Annotated in this window: 14 protein-coding genes; 6 read left to right on the top strand and 8 right to left on the bottom strand. The window is 67.9% G+C overall.

Annotated features, from left to right (window positions below):
* Positions 1-159 precede the first annotated feature (159 nt).
* Together ABT304_RS12190 and ABT304_RS12185 are read right to left on the bottom strand one after the other, a co-directional pair.
* Positions 160-1,353: an acyl-CoA dehydrogenase family protein gene (locus tag ABT304_RS12190; RefSeq protein WP_350715448.1), complete on the bottom strand. Its 1,194-nt coding sequence runs from the start codon at positions 1,351-1,353 to the stop codon at positions 160-162.
* Positions 1,354-1,476: 123 nt separating this feature from the next.
* Positions 1,477-2,856 carry an endonuclease/exonuclease/phosphatase family protein gene (locus ABT304_RS12185; RefSeq protein ID WP_350715446.1) on the bottom strand — a complete coding sequence of 460 codons (1,380 nt, stop codon included), beginning with the start codon at positions 2,854-2,856 and terminating at the stop codon, positions 1,477-1,479.
* Between the two features lie 289 nt (positions 2,857-3,145).
* Here ABT304_RS12185 and ABT304_RS12180 point away from each other — a divergent pair, with 289 nt between their 5' ends.
* The 5 genes from ABT304_RS12180 to ABT304_RS12160 all read left to right on the top strand — a co-directional run bounded on the left by ABT304_RS12180 (position 3,146) and on the right by ABT304_RS12160 (position 7,173).
* On the top strand, positions 3,146-4,474 hold the full coding sequence (locus ABT304_RS12180; RefSeq protein ID WP_350715444.1) for a magnesium transporter MgtE N-terminal domain-containing protein: 1,329 nt from the start codon (positions 3,146-3,148) through the stop codon (positions 4,472-4,474).
* Positions 4,467-5,015, top strand: coding sequence for a DUF1003 domain-containing protein (locus ABT304_RS12175; RefSeq protein WP_160027330.1), 549 nt, complete (start codon positions 4,467-4,469; stop codon positions 5,013-5,015). The genes ABT304_RS12180 and ABT304_RS12175 overlap by 8 nt, the downstream gene beginning before the upstream one ends.
* Positions 5,016-5,026: 11 nt before the next feature.
* Positions 5,027-6,172 carry an Mrp/NBP35 family ATP-binding protein gene (locus tag ABT304_RS12170; RefSeq protein WP_160027328.1) on the top strand — a complete coding sequence of 382 codons (1,146 nt, stop codon included), beginning with the start codon at positions 5,027-5,029 and terminating at the stop codon, positions 6,170-6,172.
* Between the two features lie 18 nt (positions 6,173-6,190).
* Positions 6,191-6,520 (top strand): sec-independent translocase, encoded by a 330-nt coding sequence (locus ABT304_RS12165; RefSeq protein ID WP_008364136.1) that lies wholly within the window; start codon positions 6,191-6,193, stop codon positions 6,518-6,520.
* Between the two features lie 110 nt (positions 6,521-6,630).
* Positions 6,631-7,173 (top strand): Rv3235 family protein, encoded by a 543-nt coding sequence (locus ABT304_RS12160; RefSeq protein WP_350715441.1) that lies wholly within the window; start codon positions 6,631-6,633, stop codon positions 7,171-7,173.
* A gap of 64 nt (positions 7,174-7,237) precedes the next feature.
* On the opposite strand, the gene secA is transcribed toward ABT304_RS12160, so the two are convergent.
* Positions 7,238-10,138, bottom strand: coding sequence for a preprotein translocase subunit SecA (gene secA / locus ABT304_RS12155; RefSeq protein WP_350715439.1), 2,901 nt, complete (start codon positions 10,136-10,138; stop codon positions 7,238-7,240).
* A gap of 66 nt (positions 10,139-10,204) precedes the next feature.
* A complete protein-coding gene (locus ABT304_RS12150; RefSeq protein WP_350715437.1) occupies positions 10,205-11,416 on the bottom strand; it encodes a winged helix-turn-helix domain-containing protein in 1,212 nt (403 codons plus the stop codon).
* An 82-nt stretch (positions 11,417-11,498) separates the two neighbouring features.
* On the opposite strand from ABT304_RS12150, the gene ABT304_RS12145 reads away from it, so the two are divergent.
* A complete protein-coding gene (locus ABT304_RS12145; RefSeq protein ID WP_350715435.1) occupies positions 11,499-12,236 on the top strand; it encodes a hypothetical protein in 738 nt (245 codons plus the stop codon).
* A gap of 14 nt (positions 12,237-12,250) precedes the next feature.
* Here ABT304_RS12145 and ABT304_RS12140 read toward each other — a convergent pair whose 3' ends face one another.
* The 4 genes from ABT304_RS12140 to ABT304_RS12125 form a co-directional block, all read right to left on the bottom strand.
* Positions 12,251-12,721: a hemerythrin domain-containing protein gene (locus ABT304_RS12140; RefSeq protein WP_350715434.1), complete on the bottom strand. Its 471-nt coding sequence runs from the start codon at positions 12,719-12,721 to the stop codon at positions 12,251-12,253.
* Positions 12,722-12,820: 99 nt separating this feature from the next.
* A complete protein-coding gene (locus ABT304_RS12135) occupies positions 12,821-13,501 on the bottom strand; it encodes a response regulator (protein ID WP_045547972.1) in 681 nt (226 codons plus the stop codon).
* Positions 13,502-13,615: 114 nt separating this feature from the next.
* Positions 13,616-14,257 carry a ribosome hibernation-promoting factor, HPF/YfiA family gene (hpf, locus tag ABT304_RS12130; protein ID WP_350715432.1) on the bottom strand — a complete coding sequence of 214 codons (642 nt, stop codon included), beginning with the start codon at positions 14,255-14,257 and terminating at the stop codon, positions 13,616-13,618.
* Positions 14,258-14,663: 406 nt separating this feature from the next.
* On the bottom strand, positions 14,664-15,368 hold the full coding sequence (locus tag ABT304_RS12125) for a ComF family protein (protein WP_350715431.1): 705 nt from the start codon (positions 15,366-15,368) through the stop codon (positions 14,664-14,666).
* Positions 15,369-15,402 lie beyond the last annotated feature (34 nt).

The raw sequence follows: 15,402 nt of genomic DNA, 5'->3' as shown, positions 1-15,402 counted from the left end.
GCTAGTGCTATGCTTGGCCGCCCTCCACCGCTGCCTGGCCCTCTGCTGCGTGCCCGTCGGCGCCCCGGTCCCTCCCGTGGGTGAGTGTTGTGTGGGGCGACGAAACCACAGTTTCGTCGCCCACTTCTACAGATTCGGCGGAAGGGTTCGCCCGGAGGCTCAGGACTTGTAGTCCTTGAGCAGCGAGCGGCCGATGATCATCTTCTGGATGTCGCTGGTGCCCTCACCGATGAGCATGAACTTGACCTCGCGCATGAGCCGCTCGATCTCGTACTCCTTGGAGTAGCCGTAGCCGCCGTGGATGCGGAAGGAGTCCTCCACGACCTCGTTGGCGTACTCGGAGGCGACCATCTTGGCCATGCCGGCCTCGACGTCCATCCGCTTGCCGGTGTCCTTGAGACGCGCGGCGCGGACCATCATGTTGTGGGAGACCTCGACCTTGGTGCCCATCTCCGCCAGGCGGAACAGGATGGCCTGGTGCTCGGCGATCTTCTTGCCGAAGGTCTGACGCTGCTGGGAGTAGGCGATGCCGAGCTCGAAGCCACGGATCGCCAGGCCGCAGGCGCGGGCGGCGACGTTGACCCGGCCGACCTCGACACCGTCCATCATCTGGAAGAAGCCCTTGCCCGGAGCCCCACCGAGGATCTGGTCGGCCGAGATCTTGTGACCCTCGAAGATCATCTCGGTCGTGTCGATGCCCTTGTAGCCCATCTTGTCGATCTTGCCGGGCACGGTCACGCCCTGCGCGGTCTCGCCGAAGCCCGGGGTCTTCTCGACCAGGAAGGTGGTCATGTTCTTGTAGACCGACTCGGCACCCTCGTCGGTCTTGGTCAGCACCGCGACCAGGGTGGAGGAGCCACCGTTGGTCAGCCACATCTTCTGGCCGGTGATGCTGTAGGACCCGTCCTCGAGCTTGGTCGCCTTGGTCGACACCGCGCTCACATCCGAGCCGAGACCGGGCTCGGACATCGAGAACGCGCCACGTACCTCACCTGTGGCCATCTTCGGCAGGTACTTCTGCTTCTGCTCCTCGGTGCCGTGCTGCATCAGCATGTAGGCCACGATGAAGTGGGTGTTGATGACGCCGGAGACCGACATCCAACCGCGCGCGATCTCCTCGACACACAGCGCGTAGGTCAGCAGCGACTCACCCAGCCCGCCGTACTCCTCCGGGATCATCAGACCGAAGATGCCGAGCTCCTTGAGACCTTCGACGATCTCGGTCGGATACTCGTCGGCGTGCTCCAGCTCCTGGGCCACCGGAATGACCTTCTCGTCCACGAACTGACGGACGGTCTTCAGGATCTCTTCCTGAATATCGGTGAGACCTTCGGTCTCGGCAAGGCGACCCATGCTTCACTCCTACTCTCGGTGGTCGAGCCTGTCGAGACCACCACGACGTGTCACTGCGGCAGGTTACCAATCAGTAACCATCAGTGACAGGGTGACTCCCACCACATCGCGATCCTACGACGCTCAGACCCGCCGTCCGACTGCCGAGAAGAACGGCTTGAAGAGCTTGTCGTACGACGCCCTGGTGACGCTCACGTAGCCCGACCGTTTCCCGGAGCCGGCCGAGGTGGACATCTGGGTGCTGGAGCTGAAGGCGAACGCCGGGGTGGCACCGGTCCTGCTGATCAGCAGCACGGTCGCCCGCAGGCCGGCGCGGTCATAGCCGCTCGGGCGCCGTACGGCCCAGCTCTCCTTGTTCACGTCCTTGCCGAGGACCCGCTGCAGCGAGCGCATCTCGGCGGTCGTGGTCCCTTCCGCGGTGACGACCTGGACCTGCGCACCACGGGACTTGGCCCGCTTCAGCGCCCGGAGCACCTTGGCGTTGCTCAGCGCACGGGTGGCCAGGTGGACGACCTGACCCCGCTTGGTGCTGTTGATCGACTTCAGGACCGTACGCAGCACGCTCTGCTCCTCGGCGGTGCTCAGTCCCGGGTCGGTGACCACGACACCCGGCCCGAACCTGACCCGCGAGGAGCCCTCGGTGGAGGTGACCGGCAGCGGCGAGAAGTCGACGCGTACCGCGTGGTGGTCGGACTCGAGCCCGAAGGCGCGCTGGTTGCCGGTGGCGAACCGCGCGATCCCACGGGCCAGCACGTAGTCGATGGTCGAGGCCCGGCCGTGCGTCACCGGTACCTGCTGAGTGACGTCGTAGCTCGGGGCCAGGTGCTGCGCGGCGAAGATGTCGCTCGGGTAGCGAGAGCCCTCGTACTGCACGTTCAGGTCGCCGCCCACCATCACCGGGCCGCGTCTGGCCAGCGCCTTGACGAGCACGTTGAGCGCGCGGGCCGAGGGACGGACCAGGTCGCCGTAGTACTTGGACTTGGGCGCGAAGTGCACCGCCACCACCGAGACGTTCCGGCCGGTCGCCCGGTTCTCGAGGGTGACCCAGTTGGCGAACCTGATGCCCCAGTGCAGCCGCTGGTCGGCCGGCTTGCCACGCTTGTCGCTGATCTGGTGGATGCCCTTCGAGGTCGCCGCCCACTCGTCGTTGTCCCAGGCCACCGCCGTGGCCGACCGGTACGGGTCGCCGCCCTTGCGCCACACGCGGTAGCGCCCCGGCTCGAGGTCCGCGGTCCGGCGGCCGTTCACCTCGTTGTAGGTGATGAAGTCGGGCGCCGTGTCGACGACCTCGCGCACGTCCTTCTTGAACCTCGCCGTACCCATGCTGGCCCTGATGTTGGCCTGCACCATCCGATAACGCGGTGGCGAGTAGGCGACGGTCTCCAGATCCGTCGTCGCCGGAGCGGACGAGTCGCGCACGGCGACGAGCGCGCCGCCGAAGAGGCCGATGACAAGCCCCGCGGAGAGCAGGGCCTTGGCCACCCGACCCCCGCGAGATGGCACCTGAGGTTGTGTACGCATCCGTCCGGGCCCCTCTCGCAGCATTCGTGACCGGTCACTCTGGTCACATTGAAACCATTTGTAACACAAGCCTCAGCAAGATCCCGGACCCCGTTCCGGCGCGGTCGGATAGCTCATCGAATATGTGGTCCGTGCCACCGCGTGAGCGTCGAAGCGCCCCGCTGGGGGCTATGTCATAACGTTGGCCTGTGAGCGAGCGTCAGCGAGTGAACCAAACGATCATCACGCCGCCACCTCCGTATTCTGGCGCCTGCGCTACGGAGGTGGCGGCGTGAGCACCTCGCCCAACCGCGTCTACGCGGCACGCCTGGTCGGCCTTCCGATCTTCGACCCGCTCGGTGAGCAGGTCGGCAAGGTGCGAGATCTCGTGGTCACGGTCAGATCCGACGCCCGGCAGCCCCGCGTGCTGGGCCTGGTGGTCGAGGTCTTCGGGCGCCGGCGCATCTTCGTGCCGATGACCCGGGTGACCAGCATCGACGCCGGCCAGATCTACACCACCGGCCTGCTCAACATGCGCCGCTTCCAGCAGCGTTCGACCGAGACTTTGGTGATCGGCCAGATGTTCGACCGCCAGGTCACCATCCGCCCCACAGGCGTCGTCGGCACCGTCTACGACGTCGGCATGGAGCAGGCCCGCAACCGCGACTGGCTGCTCTCGCGGGTCGCCGTGCAGGAGCTCGCCAAGGGCCTGCGCCGTCGCGGCCAGACGCACGTGGTCGAGTGGAACGACGCCGAGGGGCTGGCCAGCCGCTCCCCCACCCAGGCCGCGACCCACCTGGTCCAGGCGATCCACGACATGCGCCCGGCCGATGCCGCGACGATGATCCACGAGCTCCCGCCCGAGCGTCAGCGTCAGGTCGTCGCCGCCCTCGACGACGAGCGCCTGGCCGAGGTGCTCGAGGAGCTGCCCGAGGACGACCAGGTCGCCATCGTGCGGGCCCTGGACTCCGAGCGTGCCGCCGACGTGCTCGAGGAGATGTCGCCCGATGACGCCGCCGACCTCATCGCGGAGCTGCCCGAGGAGACCGCCACCCTGCTGCTCGACCTGATGCAGCCCGAGGACGCCAAGGACGTACTCCGGCTGATGTCCTACGAGGAGGACACCGCCGGCTCGATGATGACGCCCGAGCCGGTCATCGTCGGCCCCGACGCGACCATCGCCGACGCGCTCGCTCTCGTACGCAACCCCGACCTCACCCCGGCCCAGGCGGCCCTCGTCTACGTCTGCCGTCCTCCGCTGGAGACGCCGACCGGCAAGTTCCTCGGCATCGCCCATATCCAGCGACTGCTGCGCGAGCCACCGTCCACGCTGGTCGCGGGCGCGCTCGACGAGTCCCTGGAGCCGCTGCGCCCCGAGGACAGCACCGAGCAGGTCGCGGCCCACCTGGCGACGTACAACCTGGTCGCCGCTCCCGTCGTCGACGAGAACGGCCATCTGGCCGGTGCGGTCACCGTCGACGACCTGCTCGACCACCTGCTCCCGGAGAACTGGCGCGAGAACCTCGCCCGCCAGGAGTCGGCCACCGAGCCGCGTCCCGACACCAGGCCCGACACCCGCCCCAACAAGGTGATCACTCCGGAGATGGTGCGCCGTGGCTGACACCCGAGCCGCCCGCGGCCGCCTCGACACCCCGCGCGAGCTGCGCCGTCCGCTCGTCCGGCGGCCCACCTTCCGCGCCGATGCCTTCGGCTCCTTCGCCGAGGCCTTCGCCCGCTACATGGGCACCGCCCGGTTCCTCGCCTGGATGACGATGGTCGTGTTCATCTGGGTCGCCTGGAACGCCCTGGCTCCCCGCGAGTGGCGCTTCGACGAGTTCCCGTTCATCTTCCTGACCCTGGCGCTGAGTCTGCAGGCCTCGTACGCCGCGCCGCTGATCCTGCTCGCGCAGAACCGCCAGGAGGACCGCGACCGGGCCATCGCCGAGCAGGATCGTCGCATCGCCTCGCAGTCCAAGGCCGACATGGAGTTCCTCGCCCGCGAGACCGCGTCGCTGCGGATGGCCCTCGGCGAGGTCGCCACCCGCGACTACCTCCGCTCCGAGCTCCGGCTGCTCCTCGAGGAGCTCGACGAGCGCGACCGTCACCGCGGTCCGATCGACCAGCCCTCGGGCGATGCTGGAGACTCCCCACGCACGACGTAGGCTTGCATACCGTGAGTAGCCCGCTTCTCGACCGTGTCAACGCAGCCCTGGCGACCGTTCAGGACCCGGAGATCAAACGTCCCATCACCGAGTTGGGGATGGTCGACTCCGTCTCGATCGACGACGCAGGTGTCGTCAGCGTCAAGGTGCTGCTGACCGTCGCCGGCTGCCCGCTCAAGGACACCATCAACCGCGACACCACCGCGGCGCTCGAGAAGGTCGACGGCGTCACCGGCGTCGACCTCGAGCTGGGTGTGATGACCAACGAGCAGCGCACCGAGATGCGCAACGGCCTCACCGGCGGTCAGGCGCAGCGGGAGATCCCCTTCGCCCAGCCGGGCTCGCTGACCAAGGTCTTCGCGATCGCGTCGGGCAAGGGCGGTGTCGGCAAGTCGTCGGTCACGGTCAACCTCGCCGTCGCGCTCGCCCAGCAGGGTCTCAAGGTCGGCATCGTCGACGCCGACATCTACGGACACTCGGTGCCCGCGATGCTGGGCGTGGCCGACTCCCGGCCGACCCAGGTCGATGACCTGATCATGCCGGTCCCGACCGCCTCGGGCGTCTCGGTGATCTCGATCGGGATGCTCAAGCCCCGCCGCGACCAGGTCGTCGCCTGGCGCGGACCGATGCTCGACCGGGCCCTGGTCCAGATGCTCTCCGACGTCTACTGGGGAGACCTCGACGCGCTGCTGCTCGACCTGCCCCCGGGCACCGGCGACGTGGCGATCTCGCTGGGCCAGCACCTGCCCAACGCCGAGATTGTCGTGGTCACCACCCCGCAGGAGGCCGCCGCCGAGGTGGCCGAGCGGGCCGGCACGATGGCCGAGATGATGCACCAGCGCGTCGTCGGCGTCGTGGAGAACATGTCCTGGCTCGTCCTGCCCGACGGCTCCAAGATGGAGGTCTTCGGCTCCGGCGGTGGCCAGCGGGTCGCCGACACCCTCTCCCAGCGCTTCGGCTCGAAGGTCCCGTTGCTCGGCCAGATCCCGCTGGAGCAGACTCTGCGCGAGGCCGGCGACGCCGGGAAGCCGATCGTCGAGTCCGACCCGACCGCCGAGTCGGCCAAGGTGCTGGCCGAGGTGGCGCGTACGATCTCGGGCCGCGGCCGCGGGCTCGCGGGCATGCAACTGGGCCTCACTCCCACCTCCAAGCTCTGAGCCTGTAGGTTCACCTCCGTGTTCGGCATCGGCTTCGCGGAGCTTGCCGTCATCGTCGTGATCGCCATCCTGGTCTTCGGCCCGGACAAGATCCCCGACATGGCACGGCAGATCGCCCGCCTCCTCCACCAGGTGCGCAACCTGGCCAACAACGCGCGCGACGATCTGCGCGGAGAGCTCGGGCCCGCCTACCAGGACCTCGAGCTGCGCGACCTCGACCCGCGTCGCATCGTCAGCAGACAGATCCAGGAAGCTCTCGCCGACATCGAGGAGGAAGAGGCGCGCGCCAAGGCGCCCAAGCCTCTTCTGGCCGGCGAGAAGCCGCCCTACGACGACCAGGCCACATAGCCCGTCCCTCCAGTCTCCTTCGTCACAGGAGAACCTTCTGTTACTCGCCGGTTTAGAACCACGAATAACGGGTAAGAGAAGGTTGCCTGCGTAGAAAAGAGTTTGCGCCCATGAGCGCTCTACCATCTCGGGACCCTGATCCTGCGGAGCCGGATCCGCAACGCCCCGCCGAGGTGCCCCTGGCCGATGTCCAGGGCACGCTCGCCTTCGACCTACAGCCACGCCTGGACCCGCCGCAGCCGGACCGGAGCGGGCAGGATGACGCACTGCTGGCCGAGCCGATCCCCATCGTCCCCGCCCGCGGCCATCTGAACGCGTGGATCCCACAGTTCGCCCAGAAGATCGCCGAGGTCGTCGGCGGGGACCGTCCGGCGAGCCAGCTGGTCCGCTGGACGACCAAGGAGGTCGTCTCCGATCTTCGCTACCGCGCCGCCCTCACCGCCCGTAGCGGGGCGTACGAGCCCGGCCTGGGCCGCCACCAGCCGGTCCGTCCCCGCGTCTATCGTTGGCACCTTCACGTGGTCACCGACACCATCGTCGAGGCCACCGCCACGATCAAGTACGGCCACGGCTACCGCGCGATGGCCCTCCGCTTCGAGCAGAGCGGGGAGAACTGGATCTGCACGGTCCTCAACTTCGGTCCGTACGAATGAACCCGTGGAGCGCTGTACGTACCTGCTACGTACAGCGCTCCACGGGTGGTGAGCTGAGGTGTCCTCAGCCGTTGACGCGGGTGGTGAGGCCGGTCGGGCCGCCGGGGCGACCGTGGCACTGCTTGAACTTCTTGCCCGAGCCACAGGGGCACTGCTCGTTGCGGCCGATCTTGGCGTAGGGGTCGTCGGCGTTGCTGACGGTGTTGCCCTGCGCCTCGGCCTGACCCTGCTCGTCCGGACCGGAGAAGGCCATGTGCTTGGGAGCGGCAGGCTTCTGCAGACCCGGCGCGACGATGTGGGGCGACCCACTCGGCGCCTGGCCGGCGGGCTGTGCCTTCAGGGCGGCGGAGATGTCCTGGAGACCACCGGCCTGACCGACACCGACCGGCGGCTCGGCGAGCGCGCCCTCGTGCATCGGACCGGCGTGACGGGTGCCGTCGGGGTGGTAGTGGAACTCCGGCTCCGCCTGCTCGACCTGGACCTCCAGGTTGAACAGGTAGCCGACCGCGGCCTCCTTGATGCCGTCCATCATCGCGGTGAACATGTCGAAGCCCTCGCGCTGGTACTCCACCAGCGGGTCGCGCTGCGAGTAGGCCCGCAGACCGATGCCCTCACGCAGGTAGTCCATCTCGTAGAGGTGCTCGCGCCACTTGCGGTCCAGCACCGAGAGGACGACCTGGCGCTCGACCTCGCGCATGCCCTCGGAGCCGATCTCCTCCTCGCGGCGGTCGTACGCCTCCTGGGCATCCTTCTTGAGGATCTCGATCAGCTCGTTGCGGTCGAGGTCGTCCTTGCTGCCGCCGGCGTCCGCGATCAGCTTCTCGGGCTCGACCGATACCGGCCACATCTGCTTGAGGTCGGTCCACAGCTGGTCGAGGTCCCACTCCTCGGCGTAGTCCTGGGTCGCGCCGGTGACGACGCCGGTGACGACGTCGTCGATGAAGGTGCGGATCTGGTCCTCGAGGTCGGCGCCCTCGAGCACCTCGCGGCGCTCGGCGTAGATCACCTTGCGCTGGCGGTCCATGACGTCGTCGTACTTGAGGACGTTCTTGCGGGACTCGAAGTTCTGACCCTCGACCTGGGTCTGCGCGTTGGCGATCGACTTGGTCACCGACTTGGCCTCGATCGGCACGTCGTCGGGGATCTTCAGCGTGGTCAGGATGCGGTCGACCCACTCGCCCTTGAACAGGCGCATCAGGTCATCCTCCAGCGACAGGTAGAAGCGGGACTCGCCCGGGTCGCCCTGACGGCCGGAACGACCACGCAGCTGGTTGTCGATGCGGCGGGACTCGTGGCGCTCGGTGCCGAGGACGTAGAGACCACCCAGCTTGGTGACCTCCTCGTGCTCCGCGGCGACCTGCTCCTTGATCCGCTCGACCGTCGGCGCCCAGTTCTGCTCGTACGCCTCGGCCGTCTCGCCTGCGGGCTCCAGGCCCTGCTTGCGGAGCTCCTGGTCGGCCAGGAAGTCGACGGAGCCACCGAGCATGATGTCGGTGCCTCGACCGGCCATGTTGGTGGCGACCGTGACCGCGCCCTTGTGGCCGGCCAGCGCGACGATCTTGGCCTCGTCGGCGTGGTACTTCGCGTTGAGGACGGTGTGCGGGACGCCGCGCTTCTTGAGGATGTTGCCGAGGTACTCGGACTTCTCCACCGAGACGGTGCCGACCAGCACCGGCTGGCCCTTCTTGTGGCGCTCGACGATGTCGTCGGCGACGGCCTCGTACTTCGCCTCCTCGGTGCGGTAGACGAGGTCGGGCTGGTCCTTGCGGATCATCGGCTTGTTGGTCGGGATCGGGACCACGCCGAGCTTGTAGATCTTGTCGAACTCCGACTCCTCGGTCATCGCCGTACCGGTCATGCCGGAGAGCTTCTCGTAGAGGCGGAAGTAGTTCTGCAGGGTGATGCTCGCCAGGGTCTGGTACTCCTCGCGGACCTTCACACCCTCCTTGGCCTCGATCGCCTGGTGCAGGCCGTCGTTGTAGCGGCGGCCGGCGAGCATGCGGCCGGTGTGCTCGTCGACGATCAGGACCTCGTCGTTGGCGACGACGTACTCCTTGTCGCGGCGGAAGAGCTCCTTGGCCTTGATCGAGTTGTTCATGAACGAGATCAGCGGGGTGTTGACCGCCTCGTAGAGGTTCTCGATGCCGAGGTGGTCCTCGACCCGGGTGATGCCCCGCTCGAGAACGGCGATGGTGCGCTTCTTCTCGTCGACCTCGTAGTCGACGTCCTTGGTCAGCGTCTTGGCGATCGTGGCGAACTCGTCGTACCACTTCACGTCGTCCTCGGTCGGACCCGAGATGATCAGCGGGGTGCGGGCCTCGTCGATGAGGATCGAGTCGACCTCGTCGACGATCGCGAAGAAGTGGCCGCGCTGAACCAGGTCGGCCATGGAGGAGGCCATGTTGTCGCGCAGGTAGTCGAAGCCGAGCTCGTTGTTGGTGCCGTAGGTGATGTCGCAGTTGTAGGCCTCGCGGCGCTGCGCCGGGGTCATCTGCGGCAGGATCACGCCGACGGTGAGGCCGAGGAAGCCGTAGATGCGGCCCATCATCTCGGCCTGGAACTTGGCCAGGTAGTCGTTGACCGTGACGACGTGGACGCCCTTGCCGGCCAGCGCGTTCAGGTAGGCCGGGAGCACCGCGGTCTGGGTCTTGCCCTCACCGGTCTTCATCTCGGCGATGTTGCCGAGGTGGAGCGCCGCACCGCCCTGGATCTGCACGTCGTAGTGACGCTGGCCCAGGACGCGCTTGGTGACCTCGCGGACCGTGGCGAACGCCTCGGCCATGATGTCGTCGAGATCCTCGCCGTTCTCCAGGCGTTGCTTGAACTCGTCGGTCATCCCGCGCAGCTCGTCATCGCTCATCGCGACGAACTCGTCCTCGATCGCGTTGACGGCCTTCGAGATGGCCTCGAGCTCGCGAAGGATCTTGCCTTCGCCGAGGCGAAGGATCTTGTCGAGAATTGCCACGGTGGCGGGCTCCTACTAGCGGCAGACAGATAGCACGCTCACTCTACCCACCTCCCGGTCGCCCACTCACACCAACGGCGCAAGCAGGGGTGCCAGGTCGCCCTTGGGATCGACCGCGATCGCGCTCAGACCGAGCCATCCGGCGAGCCGTTCGAGTTCGGCCGCGAGCTCGATGGCCGTCTCCACCGGCGCGCCGGCTTCCGCGAACGCGCCCTTGACCTGGAGCGTTCCGCTCTTGCGGTCGGCCTTCAGGTCGACCCGGCCGACGATCTGCTCGCCGAGGAGGAACGGCAGCACGTAGTAGCCGTGGATCCGCTTGGGCGCCGGCGTGTAGATCTCGATCCGGTAGAAGAAGTCGAAGAGCGCCTCGGTGCGCTCCCGCTCCCAGACCAGCGGGTCGAACGGGCTCAGCAGCGCACGAGCCTCGACGCGCCTCGGGAGGCGGGTCCCGGAGAAGAGGTACGCCTGCTTGCGGATGCCCTCGACCGCGACCGGCTCCACCTCGCCGGCGTCGATGAGCTGGTTGAGTGCGCGTGTCGTGTCGTCGACGCGCATCCGGAAGTAGTCGGCGATGTCCTTGGCGGTGCCGACCCCGTGGGACCGGGCAGCGCGGCGTACGAGCTCGAGGTGGGCCTCCTCCTGCGACGGCGTCGGCGCGTCGAGGTGGATCTGCGGGATGACGCGCTCGGGCAGGTCGTAGGCGACCTCGAACTGGTCGTTGCGATGCGAGATCGCCAGCTCGCCGAACATGTAGAGGATGTCGAGGGTCTTGCGCGAGTCGGACCAGTTCCAGCCCCAGTGGTCCTTGGTCTGCGGGCCGGCGTCGTCGAGCGCCTTGGCCGCCTCACGCGCGGTGAGCGCCCCCTGCTCGGCCACCAGCGCGAGCACCTTCTCCTTCATCCCGTCCGGCACGCTCCCCCACCACTTCGAACCCTTCTGGGCGCGGTAGTGGTCCATCCGCCACTGCATGTGCGGCCACAGCTCGACCGGCATGAACGCCTGCACGTGAGCCCAGTACTCGACCATCCGGCGATCCTTGAGGCCCTTGCTGGCGCGGTGCAGGAGCCCGGTGTCGTACGCACCCATCCGGCTGTAGAGCGGCATGTAGTGCGCGCGCTGCAGGACGTTGACCGAGTCCACCTGGAGGACTCCGGTGCGCTCCAGCGTGCGCTGGAACGTACGCATGGTCGGCATCGTGTGGGGCTTGTCGGCGAACCCCTGCGCCGCCAGGGCGATCCGGCGGGCCTGGGAGCGGCTGAGTGACTGAGAGCGGGGCACGAGACCGACTCTAGAGCCGGTTCCGGACAAGTCTCGTCCGGAACCGACTCCCGCCCGCACCCCGATGCGGGATCCTGGCCTCATGGCGACATCCGCGGGCGGGAACACCTCCGACGCGCACGAGGTCGTGGCAGCGCTTGCCGACCGCCTCGGGACGCTGCGATGGGTGATCGGCCTGTACGTCGCAGGGTCGCTCGCCACCCGCGACTACGTTCCGGGCGTGAGCGACCTGGATCTGGTCGCGCTCACCGACGGGCCGCCGGACGCGGACCAGATCTCGTCCATCCACAGCGAGCTCGATGCCGGGGTCGCGGCGGGCGCCGATCTCGGCTGCGCCTACATCGCCACCGATCGGCTGAGCGAGCCCGAGGCGCCACACCCCACGTGGACCCACGGCCGGCTGGTGCACCGACCGCTGACCACCATCCCCCGCGTCGAGCTGGCCGTGCACGGCCTGACGGTGTTCGGTGACGATGTGCGGACGGCGTTCCCACCGGTCAGCGAGGAGGACGTCCGCGAAGCCGCGCGCAGCGAGGTGTGCGGCTACTGGGCGCGGGCCGTCAGACACCCTGCTTGGTGGGTCCTCGAGCCCGAGATCGCCGAGCTGAGCCTGACCGCGATGGCCCGAGGTCGTCATGCGGCCGACCAGGGCCGGCTGCTCACCAAGACGGCGGCGATCGAGGAGGCCGACGCGCCGGCGTGGCTCCGTGACCGGATCCGGGCGCGGCGCCGGGGCGACCCGGTGCCGCTGCCCCGCCTGCGTACGGCGTGGATCGCCTGGAACGATGCCCGCCGGACCGTTGCAGCGCTCGGCCGATGAAAGAAAAATTCCTTTCACAGCGGGCCGAAGACATCGCCGACATCCGCATCGAGCCTCACGGTGTCGAGCACGCTCAGCAGCTTGCGCTCCTCGAAGCGGAAGTGGGACTCCATGATCGCGGCGATGCCTTCGAGGTGCTTCCCGAGGTCTTCGGGGGTTGCGGCCCGATCGACGGCGGCCTGGAGGCCACCGAGGAGGTGGCCGATCATGGAGTGGTCCTGCTCGAGATAGCGGATCGTCTCGCGCAGCTCCGGGTGTGACCGGGCGATCGCCGGGAAGAGCTCCCGGTCCTCCCCCTCGTGATGTCCGGTCAGGGCCGCGCAGAACCCATGACAGAACAGCAGCAGGTCGCGAGCCGCGGGCTCGGCGGGATCTCCCGCGGCGATGGCCTCCTGCGTCACCCGCAGGGCCTTGCGCAGACGCTCGTGCACGTCGCGCATCTCGTTGCTCCAGGCGATCAGCCTGGTCTTCTCGCCCTCAGTCACGTGAGGGCGAAGGGGACGACAACATCAGTCGTGCTCCTTCGAATCCGGCGCCTCCATGCCTGACACGGTCTGCCACCGGCACGCGACGCTGGCGTCAGCCTAGTCGACGTTGAGGAGCTTCTGGCGCACGGCGTACATGACCGCCTCCATGCGCGAGTGGGCCTGGAGCTTCTCCAGGATGTTGCGTACGTGGTTCTTGACGGTGTTCTCCGAGATGAACAGCCGCTTGGCGATCTCGCGGTTGTTGAGACCCTTGGCGACCAGGCCGAGGACCTCGAGCTCGCGGTCGGTGAGCTTTGGGCCGGGGACCGGGGAGCGGTCCGGCCGGGACATCTGCTTGAACTCCTCCATCAGCTTGACCGCCATGGAGGGACTGATCAGGGACTGGCCGTCGGCGACGACCCGGATCGCCTGGGCGACCTGGTCGATCGAGGAGTCCTTGAGGAGGTAGCCCATCGCGCCGGCCTTGACCGCGTCGTAGAGGTCGGCCTCCTCGTCGGAGACGGTCAGCATGATGATGTTGGCCGAGGGGACGGCCTCCTTGATGGCGACGCAGGCCTCCAGCCCGGTCTGCTTCGGCATGCGTACGTCGAGCAGCACGACGTCCGGAGCGGAAGCCGCGGCCCGCTCGGTGCCTTCGATGCCGTTGGTCGCCTCTCCGATGACCTCGATGCCGGGTTCGCTCGCGAGCAGCGCGACCAGGCCCCTTCGGAAGAGCTCCTGGTCGTCGACAACCAAGACGCGGACCGGCTCACGATCGGCACCAGATGTAGATGACACGAATGCATCATGGCACGTAACTGATGATGACAAAGAGAATGGCCGGGACTCATCCATCTGAGGGATGGATAAGTCCCGGCCGACGTGCTTACGAGCGGTTGCCCGTCACAGCCGTCAGACGAGGTCTGCGCGGTTGAGCGCGATCACCCCGTAGTCGTATCCCCGCCGGCGGTAGACGACCGCCGGCCTCATCGAGTCCTTGTCGATGTAGAGGTAGAAGTCGTGTCCGACCAACTCCATCTCGTAGAGCGCCTGGTCGAGCGTCATCGGCTCCGCGGTGTGCGTCTTCTCCCGGACCACCAAGGGCCCCTCCCCCGTCACCGTGATCGGACCGACCTGGTGCTCGCGTACCGTCTCCTCCTCGAACTGCTCGGACTCGGACGTCGTGGCCAGGCCGTCGGGCTCGATGCCCGCGAGTGCCTGTCCGACGGATACCGGCGTACGACGGCCACGGTGGACTCTGCGGCGGTCGGCGGCCCGGCGCATCTGGGATGCCATCTTGTCGACAGCCAGGTCCAGCGCCCCCATCTTGTCCTCGGCACACGCCTCGGCCCGGATGACCGGACCCTTCGAGTATGCGGTGAGCTCGACGTGTACGGCGCCCTTGTGCTGGCGCGGGTTGGGCTCGTTGTCGACCTCCACGTTGATCCTGATGATGCGGTGGTCGTGCTTCTCGAGCTTCGCGAGCTTCTCTGCTACGTGAGCGCGATAGCGGTCTGAGACCTCGGCGTTGCGAGCCGTGACGACAACTTCCATCGGTACCTCCCGGTGTTTCGGGGTTGGCGGGATCCCGGACGGTCAGCGCATGTGACCTCCGGGGTACGGAGTCCGCCCGGCCGACCTGGTCTTCGACCCCACAATCGCCTGCTGAGGCTTAGCGGCTTGGTGCCACTCCACCTTCTCCCTGCTGGTTCCCGTATCTGACGGGAGAGCAAGGGCAGGACTTATCTCTAAGCCGCACCGTGATCCCCTTGCCCCAAGATCTGGGTGCGTAGGGTTACGTGGACCGTTTCGCCTGCGACTGGCATCGGCTTGCCGCTCGGATGCCCGCAATGCGGACCTCTCTGCGACGCAACCACGGACCCAGGCGGACTCCATGTAGTGACGGTAGTTCGCCGATCTGCCCCACGAAAGGCCTTCAACAGAATTACATGACGGTTTCCTACATTTGAACGCGAGACCGACGCTGGGTGGCCGCTACGGTCGCAATCGCTTTCACCCCGAGACCGACCGATTCCAGCGCTCGTTGAGCCTCCCGAGCGGTCGCGCCGGTCGTGATCACGTCGTCGCAGACGATGACGGTCGCTCGTGGGATCTTCCGGGCAAGTGTCCGGATGCCGGACGCGGGACAGGTGATCGAGCCGTCGAGGTTGGCCTGTCGCTGCCGGAAGTCGAGACCGGCCTGGTCCGCGACGCCGGGTCTGGTGCGGAGCAGCTGGTGATGGCGTACGCCGAGCCCGTGGCGCCTCAGCAGCGCGGCGGCCACGCGCGTGATCGCCGCGGTGCTGTCGAGGCCGCGCTCACGCACGGAGGCGGGACGTGACGGGACCGGGACGAGGACGGTCGGGCCGGCACCGGTCGTCGCCATCGCCTCGAGGACGGAGAGCGCGAGCAGGCCGGCCAGCGGCCTGCGGAGGCCGAGGAGCTGGCGTTCCTTGAGACCGATGACGAGTTGCTTCAACGTGTCGTCGTAGGGCCCCGCCGCGAAGACCGGGGCGATGCCCGGCGGCGCCGGGCTCGGCGGGCTCTGCCGGGCCGTGTCCGGGAGGTCGGCCCGGCAGTCGTGGCAGAGCAGCCTGCCCGGTCGTCGGCAGCCGACGCAGCGGCCGCCGACGACCAGGTCGTGCCAGGCGTCGGCAAGGTCCATGTGGCCGAGTCGACCAGGGTGCGCTCTCCGGGGC

The organism is Nocardioides sp. NPDC000445 (genome assembly GCF_040300245.1).
In the GTDB taxonomy this organism is placed as follows: Bacteria; Actinomycetota; Actinomycetes; order Propionibacteriales; family Nocardioidaceae; genus Nocardioides.
This window is presented reverse-complemented; position numbering and strand designations above follow the sequence as displayed.